Annotated in this window: 10 protein-coding genes; 7 read left to right on the forward strand and 3 right to left on the reverse strand. The window is 64.9% G+C overall.

Annotated features, from left to right (window positions below; genetic code table 11):
- From LB565_RS03000 to tssI, 3 genes are read right to left on the reverse strand one after another with little or no spacing between them, the layout of a single operon-like run.
- A complete protein-coding gene (locus LB565_RS03000; protein WP_224581688.1) occupies window positions 1–348 on the reverse strand; it encodes a hypothetical protein in 348 nt (115 codons plus the stop codon).
- Complete coding sequence (locus LB565_RS03005; protein WP_224581689.1) at window positions 348–770, reverse strand: DUF6484 domain-containing protein; 423 nt, start codon at window positions 768–770, stop codon at window positions 348–350. Before LB565_RS03005 ends, LB565_RS03000 begins: the two co-directional genes overlap by 1 nt.
- An 8-nt stretch (window positions 771–778) precedes the next feature.
- On the reverse strand, window positions 779–3,103 hold the full coding sequence (gene tssI, locus LB565_RS03010) for a type VI secretion system tip protein VgrG (protein WP_224581690.1): 2,325 nt from the start codon (window positions 3,101–3,103) through the stop codon (window positions 779–781).
- A gap of 307 nt (window positions 3,104–3,410) precedes the next feature.
- Between tssI and tagH the strand changes: the two genes are divergently transcribed.
- From tagH to LB565_RS03045, 7 genes are all read left to right on the forward strand, one after another.
- Window positions 3,411–4,490 carry a type VI secretion system-associated FHA domain protein TagH gene (gene tagH, locus LB565_RS03015; protein WP_224581691.1) on the forward strand — a complete coding sequence of 360 codons (1,080 nt, stop codon included), beginning with the start codon at window positions 3,411–3,413 and terminating at the stop codon, window positions 4,488–4,490.
- Between the two features lie 296 nt (window positions 4,491–4,786).
- Window positions 4,787–6,319, forward strand: coding sequence for a type VI secretion system protein TssL, long form (gene tssL / locus LB565_RS03020; RefSeq protein ID WP_224581692.1), 1,533 nt, complete (start codon window positions 4,787–4,789; stop codon window positions 6,317–6,319).
- Entirely contained in the window at window positions 6,319–9,846 is a 3,528-nt protein-coding gene (gene tssM / locus LB565_RS03025) for a type VI secretion system membrane subunit TssM (RefSeq protein ID WP_224581693.1), read from the forward strand. The genes tssL and tssM overlap by 1 nt, the downstream gene beginning before the upstream one ends.
- A 117-nt stretch (window positions 9,847–9,963) precedes the next feature.
- Window positions 9,964–10,743: a PP2C family protein-serine/threonine phosphatase gene (locus LB565_RS03030; protein ID WP_224581694.1), complete on the forward strand. Its 780-nt coding sequence runs from the start codon at window positions 9,964–9,966 to the stop codon at window positions 10,741–10,743.
- Window positions 10,740–13,274 (forward strand): serine/threonine-protein kinase, encoded by a 2,535-nt coding sequence (locus LB565_RS03035; protein WP_224581695.1) that lies wholly within the window; start codon window positions 10,740–10,742, stop codon window positions 13,272–13,274. The genes LB565_RS03030 and LB565_RS03035 overlap by 4 nt, the downstream gene beginning before the upstream one ends.
- Before the next feature lie 11 nt (window positions 13,275–13,285).
- Complete coding sequence (locus LB565_RS03040) at window positions 13,286–13,780, forward strand: DUF1036 domain-containing protein (protein ID WP_224581696.1); 495 nt, start codon at window positions 13,286–13,288, stop codon at window positions 13,778–13,780.
- Window positions 13,777–16,218: a M23 family metallopeptidase gene (locus LB565_RS03045; protein WP_224581697.1), complete on the forward strand. Its 2,442-nt coding sequence runs from the start codon at window positions 13,777–13,779 to the stop codon at window positions 16,216–16,218. Before LB565_RS03040 ends, LB565_RS03045 begins: the two co-directional genes overlap by 4 nt.
- The last annotated feature ends 51 nt before the right edge of the window (window positions 16,219–16,269 follow it).

Here is a 16,269-nt window from a genome sequence, read left to right on the forward strand (position 1 = left end):
TTAACTATCTAAGCTCCCGTTCGCTCTGAGATATTCTCTGACCTTTTCAAGGTTCAACTCCCTGACCGGGATCGGGCGCTTCGCCTCCAGCATGCGCACGACGAACAGTTCACCCGCTTCGGGATATTCGGCGAACCGTTCCTTGGCGATCCGCTTGCCGTCCGGTCCCGCAACCCACAGCCCGTCCAAATGCGCCTCCAGTCGTTCGACCAGCCGCGCGAGCCGCTCAGCGTCCATGTCGGGATTCTCGTCCGGGTGCAGCAGGTGCCGGTCATAGGCTGTCCACAGGAACGCCGCCATCTCCGCGTGCTGGCGCACAATTTTCGGAAGGACGGGTGCGCGCGGCATCAGTTGAGGTTGACGGAGCCACCGCGGATACGATTTGTCGCGCTGGCATGGCTGGTGACATATGTTCCGCGAATAGTGATATGACCGTCCTTCTCAAGGATGATGGTCGCTTTGCCGCAGCGGAGTTCGACGCGCTCCTCGCCATCGATCCGCACCCGGCGCCCGTCACTGGACACCCGCGGCTGCGGACCGCGGGTCGGATCGACAATGCGTCCGACGATCAGCGGACGTAGTGGATCCCCCTCCTCGAACAGCAGTGCCACTTCGGAGGCGATCGCGTCCGGACCCAGCGCGACGAGGCTCCTCGCCTTGAGCGCGGTCTCCTTTGGATTGCCTGCGAATACGACCAGCGGCGTCGCCCCCTCGAAGCCCAACAGAACGCCGATAACGACACCCTCGATCCGCGATTTCAACGCAACCATTTCGAACCTCAATTCTGCAAGATGTTGCTGCCCTTCATGACGATATCGCTCGAAGCGTCGACATTGATCTTTCCCGAACCTTTGACCGTAATGTCCTTTCCCTTGATGGTGATCGTTCCATCCTTCTTCATAAGGATCTCTGCGCTACCGGTTTTGATCGTTATCGAGTCCTTGGCTTCGATGGTCAGGTTCTTGCCGACCACCATCCCCGCATCCTCGCCGACTTGGGTGAGGCTCTTCTTGCCGATCTTGAGTTCGTGCGCCCCGTCGATCTGGGTCGAGGCATCTTGGCCGACCTTGACGATCCATGTCTTGCCGATCTCGGTGTTCTGCGCGCCGCCGATTTTGAGGCCCTGATCGACGCCGATCTCGATGCTTTGGCTGGCCGCTACGTTCCAGCCATCGTCCGCCCCAATATCGTGGCTCTGTGCCGTACCCACCGTGACTGATCGCGATGTCCCAATCGTGTTCGTCTGCGAGGCGCCGACCGTTCGCGCTTCCGCCGCTCCAACCGTATCGACGCGCGCCGCGCCCACCGTCACGGTCTGAACCAGCCCCACGGTCTGCGAATGGTTGGCATCGATGTTTTCGGTCGAGTTGGCGACGACGTGGATCGTCTCGTTGGCCATAACCGTCAGCGACCTGTTCTTGCCCACCGTTTCAGTATCGTTGCTGCCGATGTTCGTCGTCTGATCGACGCCGACCTTGACGGTCTTGTTGTTGCCGACGTCCTCGTCGAGGTTGTGACCGACGGAGTGCTTGGCGTCGTGGTCGATGCGGTCGGACTGGTCGTGCTGGACCGTCTTGTTGCGGTCGTGCTTGATCAGCAGGTGATGGTCCTTCTGGGCCTGGAAGTTGACCAGCTCGGAGCCCGCCTTGTCCTCGAACATCAGCTCGTTGTAACCGCCGCCGCCTTTCGAGGAATTCGACTTCCAGCCGGATTGCGTGGCGTTGCCCGGCAGCCCGTAGGGTGGCATCTGCGAGGCATTGTAGACGCGGCCGGTGATGATCGGCAGGTCCGGATCGCCCTCGATGAAATCGACGATGACCTCCTGGCCGATGCGGGGGATCTGGATGAAGCCCCAGTTGCTGCCGGCCCAGGTCTGCGAGACGCGCACGAAGCAGGATGAGTTCTGGTCCTTCTTGCCGAGCCGGTCCCAGTGGAACTGCACTTTCACCCGCGCATATTTGTCGGTGAAGATCTCCTCGCCCGAAGGACCGACGACAGTCGCCGTCTGTGGGCCGCGCATGATCGGGCGAGGCGTGATGCGCGCCGGCCGGTAGGGCAGTTTGGTGGGCGCCACGCCAAGCACCGCCTTGAAGTTCTCGCTGTGGGCCTCGTTCTGGGTGCGGTAGCCCGGGTCGAACAGCCGGTACTCGGCGCTGACCACAAGATAGTCCTGGTTCTGGTCGTCGCGCGGGAAGCTCTCCAGCGTGAACTTGCAGCCGGAAAAAAGGCCGCGCACCGTGCCAACCGCCGTGCTGTGCTGGTGCACGGCCTGGAGTTCCTCGCGGCGGATCCCGGCGATCTTGTCGCCCCGCCCGACATCGAGATGCGCGCCGGGCTGGCGGTAGTTCTCGCCCGAGGCTTCCTTATGGGCGAAAGGCTGGGCGGATTTCGCCATCAGATCGGCGCCGGGCTTCTCGAAATCATAGTCGGTGTGGGCATAGGCGCCCGGACGCACCGCGCTGCCGGGAATCCATTCGGTGATGTATTCGACATCGCGCCGCGAGGCCTGGCCCTCGAAATTGTAAAGCACCTTCTCGTAACCCGGCGCCGGCTTCAGCTTGCTCATCGCGTCACAGAGAATGAGCGTGTGCTTGCCCTCGTCATGCTCGAAGAAATAGAAGATGCCTTCGTGCTCGAGCAGCCGCTGCACGAAATCGAGATCGCTCTCATCGTACTGGACGCAATATTCGCGCTGGGGATAGGACCCCTGCAGCCGCTTCTCGAATTTGGCGATGCCGTATTTCGAGAATATTTTCTCGACGATCTCCACCGCCGTCATGTTCTGGAAGATACGGCAATCGGTGGTGTTGCCGAGAAACCAGAGCCATGGCCTGACGGTCGCCTCGTAGAAGGCCAGCCGGTCCTCGATGCGGGTCAGCTTGAAATCCGACACGAGGCCGCTGAACCAGCGCTTCGGATCGGATTCGCCTTCGACCGAAACGACGCCGCCCAGCATCTTCAACGGGTCGATGTCGCGGTTCTTCGAGACGAAGCCGACCGTATAGGCAAAACAGCGGCTGATCTCATCGCGGCCGATGAGATGGGTGAAGGTGAGGTCGGCGCCAGCCGGCGTCTGCACAACCGTGGCGCGTTCGTTCGGCATGGTCGTGCCCCTCCTGGACGCGGCCGCCAGTATGATGGATTGAAGCCCCCGCTATGTTAACCGCATCACGTTCGGGAACTTTTCACGCCCACCGCACCGGACCACTTTCAGCCTAGCATATGTTTGGCGGCCGCCAAATAACAGCTGTGGCTAAACTGCCCCGTGCGCCGGTGTGAAACGCTCCTCTCCCGCTGCGCTCGCAAGCTGCTAGAATGCCAAGGCAATTTCAGGAAAGGTGCGTTGGCGTTTCCGCCTGGAATTGCGCGGAAAATAAGCATTTGTTGACCAAGTTGGGCGACGCTTCCGGATGTTCATCTCGCTCCAGATCAGCAATGTCGACAGGCTCCCGGTCGGCACCGCCGCCAGCTATGCCGCCCGCGACCGCAGTTTCGAGATCGGCCGCGAGAATTGCGACTGGACGTTGTCCGATCCGGACAAGTTCATTTCGGGCCGGCACTGCGAGGTCCGCTACCAGGCGGGTTCGTTCTGGCTCTACGATCTCTCGCGCAACGGCACTTTCATCAACGGGTCCAACCAGCGCATGGCTGGGCCGCATCGGCTGGCCCCAGGCGACCGGCTGCTGATCGGCCGCTACGTCGTCGGCGTTTCGATCGAAGACGAACGGGCCGCGATCGGACATCCGCAGGCCAGGACGGGATCGACGCAGCGCGAGCTGCCGCCCTCGACCGGCGGCCCGCCGGATCGCGGTCACGAGCCGTTCTTCAGTCCGGCGGAACAGCGCTCGACCGGGGCGGCGCCCGCCTCCAGGTCCTCGGCCCCGCAGCCCGGTCCGGCCGCCCCGGCCAATCGGCCGGCCGAAGCGGACGCGGCGCTGCGGGAGATCGCCAGGGCGGCGGGCATTGCGCCTGAATTGCTGCAGGCGCGCGACCCGCACGATGTCGCGGCCGAGATCGGCTCCGTGCTGAGGACCACGGTCGAGCAACTATCGCTGCTGCTCAAGGCGCGCGCGGCAGCAAAAGTGCTCGCCAAGAGCGCGCACCGCACGATGATCGGCGCCGAGGACAACAATCCGCTGAAATTCGTGCCGGGCACCGACGACATATTGGAGATCATGTTCGCCAAGCGCAGAGCCGGCTATCTCGATGCAAGGCACAGCGTCGAGGATGCGTTCCGCGATCTGAAGGCCCACGAGATCGCGACTTATGCCGCCATGCAGGCCGCGCTGTCCAGGCTGCTCGACGACCTGTCGCCGGAGGCGATCGCCAAAAAAATCCCACCGGCGTCCTTCTCGTCCAGGAAGAGCCAGGCCTGGGATGCGCTTGTCGCGACCTGGCGGACGATGGAAGACAAGCATGAGAACGGCATGCTGGATGTCTTCCTCGCCTATTTCGCCGAAGCCTACGCCAAGGCCAACAAGCAGAAATAGCCGCGCGGCACAGACCCCGCCAACCGTATGTGACGGGTCTCATAGAAGAAGCCGCCCCTTCGAGCATCTTGCTCTCCGATTTCAATCGGCGGGCCGTTTCAATTGGGTATCCGGGCGACTAGAATGCCCAGGGACGCTTGCCCGGCGGGCAAAGCGGCGTGGCTTGGGGCGTGTGCAGCAATGTCATGTTTCGGCGAGATGAGCCTTTCCATGCGGCCCGCCGCCGAGGCTCAGGCTGGAACGCGTTTTCCCGGACAAAAACCTGCTCATTGCAATTCGACGGCGGATCGCCGCCGATGAGTTCGAAGGACGATCTCTCCAGGCCGGCGGACAAGACCGTCATCCGTGCGCCGCGGCCGAAGCAGAAGCCGCTTGCGGCTGCCGAGAGATCCGGTCCGGAAGGCGCACGGCCTGCACCACCGCCCGCTCGCGAAGCGACAGTGTTCGACCCCGGCGGCGGCCGACAGATGCCAACCGGCTGGTCGTCCGGAACCGTGCTGTTTCAAGGGCCAACCTCGGGAGCAGAGGACAATGCGATGCCGGGGCTGCCGCAGGATGCCCTGCTTGCCGCCGCCGAGGGCGTGCAATACGCCGCGACAAATCCGATCCTTGCCGCGGCGGCGCCGCTGCTGATGCTCTTCGGCCAATTGCGGCTGATGCCGGTCGAACGGCAAGCCGCACCCTTGGCAGAGCGTATCGCCGACGCGATCGAGTCCTTCGACCACGCGATCGCCAAAGCCGGCGTAGCCGAGGAAGACGCACGCATCGCCAAATTCGCCCTTTGCGAAACCGCCGACGACCTCGTCGGCAATCTACCCTGGCCGGACAAGGACAGCTGGCTTCAGCACAGTCTGGTGGCGCGGTTCTTCCACACCCAACCGACGGGCACGGGCTTCTACGAAGCGCTGAACAAGATTCTTGCTAAGCCGGAAGCGCATTACGACCTGCTCGAACTGATGCATGCCTGCCTGTCGCTGGGCTTCGAAGGCCAGTATCGCGGGCTGGCCAAAGAACGAGACACGCTCGAACGCGTCCGGCGCGACGTCTACGACACGCTGCGCTATTTCAAGCCGCGCGCCAATGATGACATCTCGCCACGCTGGCAAGGCATGGCTGCGGCATTGCCGAAGCCGGGGGCGCGGCTGCCGCTGTGGGCGGCAGCGGCCGCCGCGGCGACGCTGGTGACAGCGGCCTTCTTCGGACTGCGGGTACTGATCACCGATGAAGGCGACGCGACCGCCGGCGAATTGCTGGCGCTCAACCCATCGACGCCCGTCACCATCGAGCGCGCCAGCGTGGCGGCGCCCACTGAGCCGGCGCAAGCCAGCCCGCCACCGCCCGTGATCCCAGATACCACCCAGATCGACCGCATCCGCGCTGCACTTGCCAAGGAGATTGCCAGCGGCGGACTGAGCGTCGGCGAGAAGGGCGAGTTCATCGTCGTCGAGATCAACAACCAGCTCTTGTTTGCGTCCGGCCAGGCGGAGCTGAAGCCGCAGTTCCAGCCTGTCGCGGCCGACATCGCCGCTGCGCTCGATGCCGAAAGCGGACCGATCAGCATCATCGGCCACACCGACAATGTGAAGCCGAAGAAATCGAGCCCGTTCAAATCGAATTTCGATCTTTCCGTTGCCCGGGCGAAGGCCGTCCAGGCGATGATGGCCAAGCAATTGAAGGACCCATCGCGGCTGAGTGCCGACGGCAGGGGCGAGGACGAACCGATCGCCGACAACGGCACGGCAGACGGCCGCGCCAGGAACCGCCGCGTCGACGTGATGATCCGGAGACAGGAGAGCTTACAGACCGGCGCGGCGGAGACCGGCGACTGATGCGCTGGATGCTGCGGATCTTCAGCTTGATCGCGCTTGCCAGTTTGTCGGCGGCGGTCTGGTATGCCGGGCCGCTGATCCGCTTCGCCGATACGCGCCCGCTTGGACCCGTGTGGCTCAGGGCCACGATCATCGGCGTCAGCGTTGCGGTGCTCGCGCTGTTCTACGGGGTCCGCTTCTGGCGGAGTCGCAAGGCTCAAAAGGCGCTCGAAACGGCCATAGTGCGCGGCGATGAGCGCGACGACGATTCACAGCTGCTCGAAGCGCGCATGAGTGAAGCCATCGCGACGCTGAAGCGGACGAGCGGCAAGCGCAATTTCCTCTATGACATCCCCTGGTACATCATTATCGGCCCGCCAGGCGCCGGCAAGACGACGGCGCTGGTCAATTCCGGGCTGAAGTTCCCGCTTGCCGGCTCCGGCAGCGCTGAGCCGCTGGCCGGCGTCGGCGGTACGCGATCCTGCGACTGGTGGTTCACCGACGAGGCGGTGCTGATCGACACTGCCGGCCGCTACACGACGCAGGAATCGGATCGCGAGCGCGACAAGGCAAGCTGGCTCGCCTTCCTGGGGCTGCTCAAGAAGCATCGCACCAGGCAACCGATCAACGGCGTGATCCTCGCCATCAGCCTTGCCGACCTGATCGGCTTCGACGACGGGCAACTCGACGCGCATATCAGCGAGATCAAGAGCCGCCTGCGCGAATTGCACGAGACGCTGAAGGTCCAGTTCCCAGTCTATCTGCTCTTCACCAAGGCCGATCTCATCTGCGGCTTCATGGATTATTTCGGCGATTTCGACGAGACCCGCAGGCGCAAGGTGTGGGGTGCGACATTCCAGACCGCCGACCGCACCAGGAACATGGCCGGAGAAGCGCCCGCAGCCTTCGACGAACTGGCGAAGCGGCTCGCCGAGGAAGTCGCCGATCGCCTGCAGGAAGAGGCAGACCCGGTGACGCGGATCGCGCTGTTCGGCTTCCCTGCCCAGTTCGGCGCGCTGAAGAACCGGATAACGCAGTTTGTCGGCAGCCTGTTCGACACCTCGCGGTCGCAGGTCAATGTCAGCCTGCGCGGGCTCTATTTCTCGTCGGGCACACAGGAAGGCACGCCCTTCGACCAGGTGCTGGGCGCGATCGGACGCAGTTTCGGCAGTGCCTCGCAGGCGCATCTTTCCGGCGCCGGCAAGAGCTTCTTCCTGCACGACCTGCTGGCCAATGTGATCTTCCCGGAATCGGACTGGGTGTCGTTCGACCGGGCGGCCGAGCGGCGCGCGAAGCTCGCCAGGTTCGGCGGCCTGGCCGCGATCACGCTGGCGGCCTTGGCGGCGCTCGGCATGCTTGGCCTCAGCTTCTTCGCCAACAAGGAGCTGATCGCCTCCACGCGCCAAGCCATGGCGCATTATCGCGACAGCGCCGATAGCCTGCTCAAGAGCACCACGGTAACGGACGTCGACCTCGAAAACGTCATCGGTCCGCTCGACCAGCTGCGCAACCTGCCGGCCGGTTTCGAAAACAGCGACCAGGGAAAGCCGATCGAGGAGACGTTCGGGCTCAGCCAGCGCGAGCGGCTGCTGTCGGCCTCCAAGACGGCCTATCGGCAGGCGCTGGAGCGGACCTTCCGCTCTCGGCTGCTGGTTCAGGCCGAGCGGACGATCCAGGCCAGGATGGCGGATCCGGTCGCGCTCTACGAGCCGCTCAAGATCTACCTGATGCTGGGCGGCAAGGCGCCGAAGGTCGACGACGAGCTGATCGTTTCCTGGATGAAGCAGGACTGGGAGGAGAACCGCTACCCCGGCGAGAACAACCGCGAGGGCCGGGCGCAGCTCGAAAAGCATTTGCGCGCCATGCTTGCGCTTGACGACGCCTACGATCCAACCTTCGAGCTCAACCAGCCGCTGGTCGAGGCCGCGCAGCGCTCGCTCGGACGCATGAGCCTCGCCGACCGCGCCTCGGCGCAAATCAAGTCGGCGGTCTACGCGGCAAAGCTGCAGGATTTCTCCATTGCCGCGAAAGCCGGTCCGGAAGCGCAGCTGGTGTTCGAGCGCACGGATGGCAGCGAGCTCGCCGATCTTCAGGTCCCCGGTCTTTACACGCGCGCCGGGTTCAATCGCTTCTTCCTGCCGCAGCTCTCGCGGATCGCGCAGATGCTCGTCGACGACCGATGGGTGCTCGGCGGCGGCGGCGAACAGGGCGGTATCGATCAGGACCTGCCCAAGCTCGGTCCCGAGCTCATCGACCGCTACGGCAAGGAATTCGCCGCCGCCTGGAACGGGGTGCTCGACCAGCTGAAGCTCAAGGCGATGCTGAAGGACAAGCCGCAATATCTGGCGCTCTCCGCCCTCGCGGCGCCAGACTCACCCCTCGACAAGCTCTTCACCGCGATTGCCGATGAAACCGCATTGACGAAGGACAGCGGCGCCGAGGGCGATATCGGCACTGCGCAGCAGGATCCCGCCAGCATGGCCAAGGGCCTCGCCCGCATCGGCCTGCAGATCGCCGGCGGCAAGTCGCAAAGCCGCGCCGGCGCAAGCTCGGCCATTGCGCAGAATGCCGGCGCCAGCGTCGAGGCGCAGTTCCGCTCGTTCCAAGCGCTGGTCGGCGGGGCCGCCGGGCGCCGGCCGCTCGATGCGCTGACGCAGAACTTCCACGACATCTTCCAGAGCCTGAAGCTCGCGGCCGATGTCCCCACGCAGACCGAACGCGTCAACGCCAACCTGCAATTGCAGATCTCGACGCTACGCGCCAATGTCTCGCGCCTGCCCAAGCCGCTGGCGCGCATGGTCAACGCGGCGGCGGACGAGCTCGAAGGCAATGTCGCCGAGGCCTCCGTCGCCGACCTCAACCAGACCCTCGACCAGACGGTGACGCGCGTCTGCGAGGAGGCAGTCAACGGCCGCTATCCCTTCACCCGCGACGGCACCGACGAGATTTCGATGGCGGATTTCACCAAGCTGTTCGCGCCTGGCGGCCTGATGGACCGCTTCTTCGCGCAGAATCTTGCGCCGCTGATCGACATGACCGGCCAGGAATGGACCTGGAAACAGGATGCGCGTTCGAGCAAGGACCTTGCAAAATCGACTTTGAAGGCGTTCCAGTCGGCGGCGGAAATCCGCAGCGCCTTTTTCCCTTCCGGCGGCTCGGTGCCCTCGGTCTCAATCACCATCACACCCACGTCGGTGAACAGCGAAGTCGACAGCGCCGTGCTCAACGTCGACGGGCAGACGGTCCAGAGCGCGCAGGCCGGTAACGCGCCGAGCATCGTGACATGGCCGAGCGGCGCCGCTTCCGGATCGGCGAGTCTTACTCTCGTGCCGGAAATGCCCGGCCGCGAGTCCGCGCTCAAATTCGAGGGGCCGTGGGCGTTGAAGCGGCTTTTCGACAAGGCGACCATCAGCGGCGACGGTGCCAATGCCGAAGCGCGCTTCGTGATCGGCGGACGCGATGTCGCCTACACGGTCCAAGTCGGCTCGGGCGCCAATCCGTTGCTGCTGCCGGCCTTGTCCGGCTTCAGCTGTCCGAAGGCGTTCTGAGATGGCCGGCTCGAAGCTTCATTTCGATACTCTAATGTACACGCTTGTGGCAGAGTGGCGTGGGCACGCGGCCCGTGGCTGGTCACAGAGGACGCTCACGAAGCGCTTGGTGGCAAATTGAGCACTGTCGCCCTCCCCATCGAAAGCTTCGGCGTGAGCCACAAGGGCTGCGTGCGCGACCACAACGAAGACAATTACCTCATCGAACCGCAGACCGGGCTGTGGGTGGTGGCCGACGGCATGGGCGGGCATGAGGCCGGCGAAGTCGCCTCGGCCAGCATCGTCGACCATCTGGCGACGATCGGTATTGCCAGCTCGGCGCCGGACCTTCGCGCCCGCTTCGAGGACCGGCTGAGCCGCGCCAATGCCGAAATCCGCGATATATCGCGCTCGCGCGGCACCACCATCGGCTCCACTTTCGCGGCCCTGCTTGCCATGGATGGACGCTTCGCCTGCCTGTGGGCCGGCGACAGCCGCATCTACCTCGTGCGCAACGGCTCGATCTTCCAGGTTTCGAAGGACCACACCGAGGTGCAGGAATTGCTCGACCGCGGCATGATCAGCGCCGAGGAAGCGCGCAACTGGCCGCGCCGCAATGTGATCACGCATGCGGTCGGCGTCAGCGACGAGCTCGAGATCGATTTCCAGCAGGGCGAGCTGATGGCGGGCGATGTTTTCGTCCTGGGCACCGACGGACTGACCGCGCATGTCAGCGACGCCGAGATCGAGGCCGCGGTCAAATTCACCACGCCGCGGGCGGCATGCCAGACCCTGCTGGACATGGTGCTGGCGCGCGGCGGAACCGACAATGTAACCATCGTACTCGTGAAGGTCGGCGGCGGGCAGAGCAGCGCGCTCCATCCGGATCGGTCCGCAGCGGAGGGCCTGGCCAGATGAGCGACGACGACAGGACGCGGATTTCGGCGAACGTCACCTATGCGGGTGTCGGCACGCAGCTCAGCGGCATCTACGAGCTCGACGAGAGGATCGCCTCCGGCGGCATGGGCGAAGTCTATCGCGGCCACAACATCCAGACCGGCGACCATGTGGCGATCAAGATCGTGCTGCCCGAATTCGCCCGCGATCAGACAATCCTGTCGCTGTTCCGCAAGGAAGCATCGATCCTCAACCATCTTTCGCACGACGCGGTGGTGCGCTACCACGTGTTTACGATCGATACGGGGATCGGCCGCCCCTATCTGGCGATGGAGTTCGTGGACGGCCAATCGCTGTTCGATGTCATGCGGCGCGGGCCGATGCCCGGAGAGGACGTGCGACGGCTTTGCCATCGGCTCGCATCGGGGCTCGCCGCAGTGCATAAGGCTGGCGCGGTGCACCGCGACCTCTCGCCGGACAACATCATTCTGCCGGGCGGGCAGGTCGAGCGCGCCAAGATCATCGATTTCGGCATAGCCCGGTCCGCCACCGTCGGCGGCGAAACACTGATCGGAGGCAAATTCGCCGGCAAATACAACTACGTCTCGCCGGAACAGCTCGGCCTCTATGGCGGGGAGGTCAGCGAGCGATCCGATATCTACAGCCTCGGCCTGGTGCTGGTCGCGGCGCTGCGCGGAAAGCCGCTCGACATGAGCGGGTCGCAATATGAGGTTATCGAAAAGCGCCGGGCGGTGCCGGACCTGTCGGATATCGATCCCGATTTCCGCGAGCTGATCGAAGCCATGCTGCAGCCGGATCCGCGCGACCGGCCGGCCAGCATGGCCGAGATTGCCAGGGCCTCGCGCGGCGAGGATCTCGAGGCGACATTGCCGCCGCCGGTGTCGTTCGGCGCACGCGAACGCTCCGGCCTGCCGCGCGCCGGTTGGACGGCGCCGCCCGATTCCAAACCGCAGCCGCCGGCGTCTCCCGGCGAGCCGCGCTTCGTCGAGCATGTGCGTCCCGCATATCTGTCGGAGCCACGGCCCGCGCCGGCAGCCCCCCCGGCCAGCGCGCCCGCACCGGCCGCACCCAAAAAGACTTCGCGCATGCCCGCCATCGCCGGAGGGGTCGCGGCTCTCGCTGTGCTGGTTGGGGGCGGCGTTTATTTCAGCGGTGTCCTGGCACCCCCGCCGGCAGCGGGAACATCCAAGCCGCTGACGCCGAAGCCGGTCGCCGAGACCGCCAAGCCCGTGGCCGAGGCGCAGCCACCGGCGGCGCCTAAATCTCAGCCGCAGGCACCGGCCGCGGCTCGGCCGCGGGCGCCGAAACCTGACAGCGCCGCCTCCTTGGAGCCGGCGAAGCCGCCCGCCCAACCCGACGCGGAGGCCAAGACGCCCGTCGAGAAGCCGGCCCCGCCTGCCACTCAGCCGGAGAGCGAGGCCAACAGCCAACCGCATCTCCCACAGGTCGAGACCAAACCGGCGCAACCGCCGGCGGAGCGACCACCGATGCCTGCGCCGGCTCCCGCGCCAGCGGCCGCCGAAAACCAGAAGCCGGCGCAGCCTGCAGGCAAGACAGCGGCCAAGACGCCGGAACCGAGCCAGGCGGCTGAGAACAAGCCGGCGCAGGAGGCAAGTCCACCGGCGGCCAAGCCGAGCGTAAAAGACCTCGCGGAGATGCTTTCCAAGTTGCCCAAGCCAGCGGCTTCCCCGCCTCCGGTTTCGCAAAGCCAGGCATCGACACAGCCGACCCCTCCGCCGGCCAAGCCGAAGGCGCAGACCCCAACAGCCAGCCAGCCGAAAACGCCGGCACAACCAGCGCAGCAAGCGCAGACACCGGCGGCCAAGCAGCCCGACAACACCGACGTTGCCATCAATGTGCCCAAGCCGGCGCTTCCGTCGGCGGAAGACGATATGACCAAGTGGAACGACCAGCGCTCCTGGGTGCGTGATTTCAGCGGCGGCAGCTGTTTTTACGCGAACGTCACTTCCGGACCTGGCGCCACCCCGACGATCGAGGGATACGCAACGGCGGTCCAGCCCTTCGAACAGTTGCTCAACGATTTCCAGACGAGGTTCCATGTCGAGCCGGATATCAGCGTGCGGCTCATCACGCTCTCCCAGTGCGGCGTACCCACTTTCCTTCGCTTCCTCGACCGGAGTTCTGCCGCGAAGCCACAGCTTGTGCTCGACCGGACAGCGGTCCCGGACGGCTCGCCGGTCAGCGGCGCTCTCTATACGGGCGGCGGACTGATCTCGAACGTCATGCTGATCGACCACAAGGGCATCGCCTTCAACCTCGATGACCGCATGGTGCCGCAAACCGACAAGGTGACCTTCAACATCCCGATCGGCCTTGCCGCGCCGGACAAAGCAGCCGGCAAGGCGGTGCCGCAGATCATGCTGGTGATCACCGGGCCCAAGGACATCCAGGCCGCCATGTTCTCCAGGCCGATGCCGGCCTCGGAGCTTTTGCCCAGGATCCTCGAAGAGATCGAGGCCGACGGATCGCAGTTCTCCGCCACGGCCACCTATTTCCGGCTTGGCGGATAGCATGCACGCAAATGGATCTTCGCCGCTCGCGTTCTTTGCACCAGCCCTCGCCACGCAAGCAGCGTAGCCGGCTCCGATTGCTGTTCCCCGGCCGCATGTCGCTTGCGACGCTGCTCGGCGCGGCGCTGCTCTCGATGCTTTCGCTCGGCGAGGCGCATGCCGAATTCACCGTCTGCAACCAGACGCTCGACGTCGTCAATCTCGCGGTCGGACAGAAGGTCGACAATGCCGACCAGACCGACGGCTGGTGGACCATCGGCGCCAACCAATGCGTCAACGTCATCCGCGAGGAGCTGACCAACCGCTACATCTATCTCTACGCGACGGACGTCTTTGGCCACGCGATCCTCGACGGATCGACCGAGATGTGCATCGACCGGCGGCGCTTCTCGATCCGCGGCATCGAGGAGTGTTGGCAGCGCGGCCATATCGCAGCGCGCTTCGTCGAGGTCGACACACTCGAGCAGGTGCGCTGGACCTATTTCCTGACCGGAAACAGCCCGTGACGCACTCGATCGACGCGAGCTTCAGGCAGAAGAAGCTGGCGCGGCTGGCCGAGCGGCGGCGCAAGCTCTGGCGCCGGGCGTTCGCCGGCCTTGCCACGCTCGCCGTCGTCGCCTTAGCCACCGGCTTCTACCTGACCAGGGACTATTGGTCGTTCGGCGATGAGGACGAGGAGCTGCATCCCGTCGAGGGCATGGAAGACGTGCCGCCCGACGCCTCGGTCTATGTGCCGGCGATCATCGATCTCGCCGGCGATCCGATGTGGATCACGCTGGCGCCCGATGCCGACACCGCGACGAAAGGCAAGACGGTCGCGCGCCCTGCCGAGCTCGACAGTTCGGGCGCCTCGCCGCAGATCGAAATCCTCTCCGACGTGATGCTGAGCGCCAGCGAAAAGTTCATGACGACGATCCCGTCGACGCAGGAGGATTTCGCCTTCTTCCAGGCGCAGCGGCAAGCCGCTCCCAAGCCTTCCGCAGCGGCGCCGGGTGATGAGCAACCGGCCCCGCCCGCTCCGGCCGCAGCGCCCGACGATGAACAGGGCGCTTCGCAAGGCGACCTGCAGAACGACTTGCAGGCGGCGCCGGACGAGAGCGAGGCCGGCTCGGCTCCCAAGGCCGACGCCGACGACCCCGAGGCCGGCTGGGGCGAGACCATCGACCAGGGCGAAGCGGCGCTGCCGGCTTTCAAGAAAACCGCGATCGAGAACAACACGACCGTTGCGACCGTCACCAGCGAATATCAGCGCTTCGAGGCGACCGAGGACACTTTCGTGAAGATCCTCAACGACCGCAGCCTCGATAGCGTGGCGCTCGATGCGCATTTCTCCGCCGACGATGCGAAGCTTGCCGGCGAGGCGCTGAAGACGCTGTTCGACCGCGACGGGCTGGAGTCCGGCTTTGTGGTGGCCATGCGCGGATTCCGTCCGAACCGCGAGACGACAACCATGTCGCTGATGCAGGTCTCGATTTATGCCAAGAACGTCTATGTCGGCACGCTGACGCGCAATGCGGCCGGTGCTTTCGTGTCGGGCGTCGACCCCTGGGTCCGCGAGGATCTGTTCAACTATTCCGGCGCCTCCGACCAGGGCGGGCCTAAGCGTCAATACCGCCTGCTCGACGCGATCTATTCGACGGCGGCGCGAAACAAGGTGCCGACCAGCGTCATCGGCGAGGCGATCATGTATCTGTCGCGCGGGCAGGATCTCGACGCCTTCGCCAGCGAGGACCAGCGCCTGGTGCTGATCTATTCGCAGACGCCGCGCGGCCAGGGCGAGATTTCCGGACGGGTGCTCTATGTCGGCGTCCAAGGCACGGATAAGAGCCTCGACTGCTTCGTCTTCCAGCAGAGCGATGGCCAGTATGCCTGCGTGACCGGCGACGATCAGGTGCGCTCGCTGACCGTCACCAACGGCATGGTCACGCCGGTCGCCGGGGTGATGACCTCGACCTTCGGCCCGCGCAAACATCCGATCCTGGGCGCGGTCCGCATCCACAAGGGCGTTGACTGGGCGGCGCCGGTCGGCACGCCGGTCATGGCTGCCTTTGACGGCGAGATTTCCTTCCAGGGCGATGGCGGCAGCTACGGCAATCTGGTGAAGATCACGCATGCCAACGGTCGCGAGACGCGTTATGCGCATATGCAGAAATTCGCCATCGCCAGCGGCGTCGGCACCAAGGTGAAGGCCGGCGACGTCATCGGCTATATCGGCACCACCGGACTTTCGACCGGCCCGCATCTGCATTTCGAGCTTTACCAGAACGGCGAGGCGATCGACCCGCTGGGCACGGTCACCTCGGTCGCCACTTCCGTCTCGGTCAGTTCCGGCGGCTCCGGCGATGCCGCGGTCGAGACACTGACCGACCGGATCGTGCATGTCGAAAGCGGCGGCAGCGCCCGCGCCAAGAACCCGCTTTCCTCGGCAACCGGCGCCGGCCAGTTCATCTCCAAGACCTGGATCCGGATGATGAACACCTATCGGCCCGACCTTGCCCGCTCGCTGTCGACCGCCGACCTGCTTGCGCTTCGCTACGACGCCACGCTGTCGCGTGAAATGGTGCGCAACCTGGCGCGTGAAGGCGAAGCCTATCTGCGCGCCCGCGGCCACCAGATTTCTGCCGGCCGGCTCTATCTGTGCCATTTCCTCGGCATGGAGGGGGCGCATCAGGTGCTGGCGGCGCCGGGCTCGTCGCAATTGAGCGCCGTTCTGGGATCGGCCGTCATCCAGGCCAACCCATTCCTGACCGGCAAGACCGTCAGCTACGTCGTCGACTGGGCCGAGCGGAAGATGGGGCAGAAGGTGCCGCGCGTGGTGACCGATCAAGGCCAGCCGACGACGACCACGACCGAAGTCCGGCAGACCTCTCCCGAGTTCGAGAAATACAAGCAGGCCGTCACCGCGCTGATTGGTTCTATCCAGAATACGCTGGCGCCCGGCTAACCGTGGTCTTTCGGCTCATCAGGCAACAGCGTTTTTCGACGCGCGGCGAAC

Source organism: Mesorhizobium sp. CA14 (assembly GCF_020165195.1).
Taxonomy (GTDB): Bacteria; Pseudomonadota; Alphaproteobacteria; order Rhizobiales; family Rhizobiaceae; genus Mesorhizobium.

Bases quoted from the DNA above. Each gene is read 5' to 3' on its own strand.
- LB565_RS03040 (WP_224581696.1), top strand. From the start codon at position 13,286: ATGGATCTTCGCCGCTCGCGTTCTTTGCACCAGCCCTCGCCACGCAAG.
- LB565_RS03035 (WP_224581695.1), top strand. From the start codon at position 10,740: ATGAGCGACGACGACAGGACGCGGATTTCGGCGAACGTCACCTATGCG.
- tagH (WP_224581691.1), top strand. From the start codon at position 3,411: ATGTTCATCTCGCTCCAGATCAGCAATGTCGACAGGCTCCCGGTCGGC.
- tssM (WP_224581693.1), top strand. From the start codon at position 6,319: ATGCGCTGGATGCTGCGGATCTTCAGCTTGATCGCGCTTGCCAGTTTG.
- LB565_RS03005 (WP_224581689.1), bottom strand. From the start codon at position 770: ATGGTTGCGTTGAAATCGCGGATCGAGGGTGTCGTTATCGGCGTTCTG.
- LB565_RS03000 (WP_224581688.1), bottom strand. From the start codon at position 348: ATGCCGCGCGCACCCGTCCTTCCGAAAATTGTGCGCCAGCACGCGGAG.
- tssL (WP_224581692.1), top strand. From the start codon at position 4,787: ATGAGTTCGAAGGACGATCTCTCCAGGCCGGCGGACAAGACCGTCATC.
- tssI (WP_224581690.1), bottom strand. From the start codon at position 3,103: ATGCCGAACGAACGCGCCACGGTTGTGCAGACGCCGGCTGGCGCCGAC.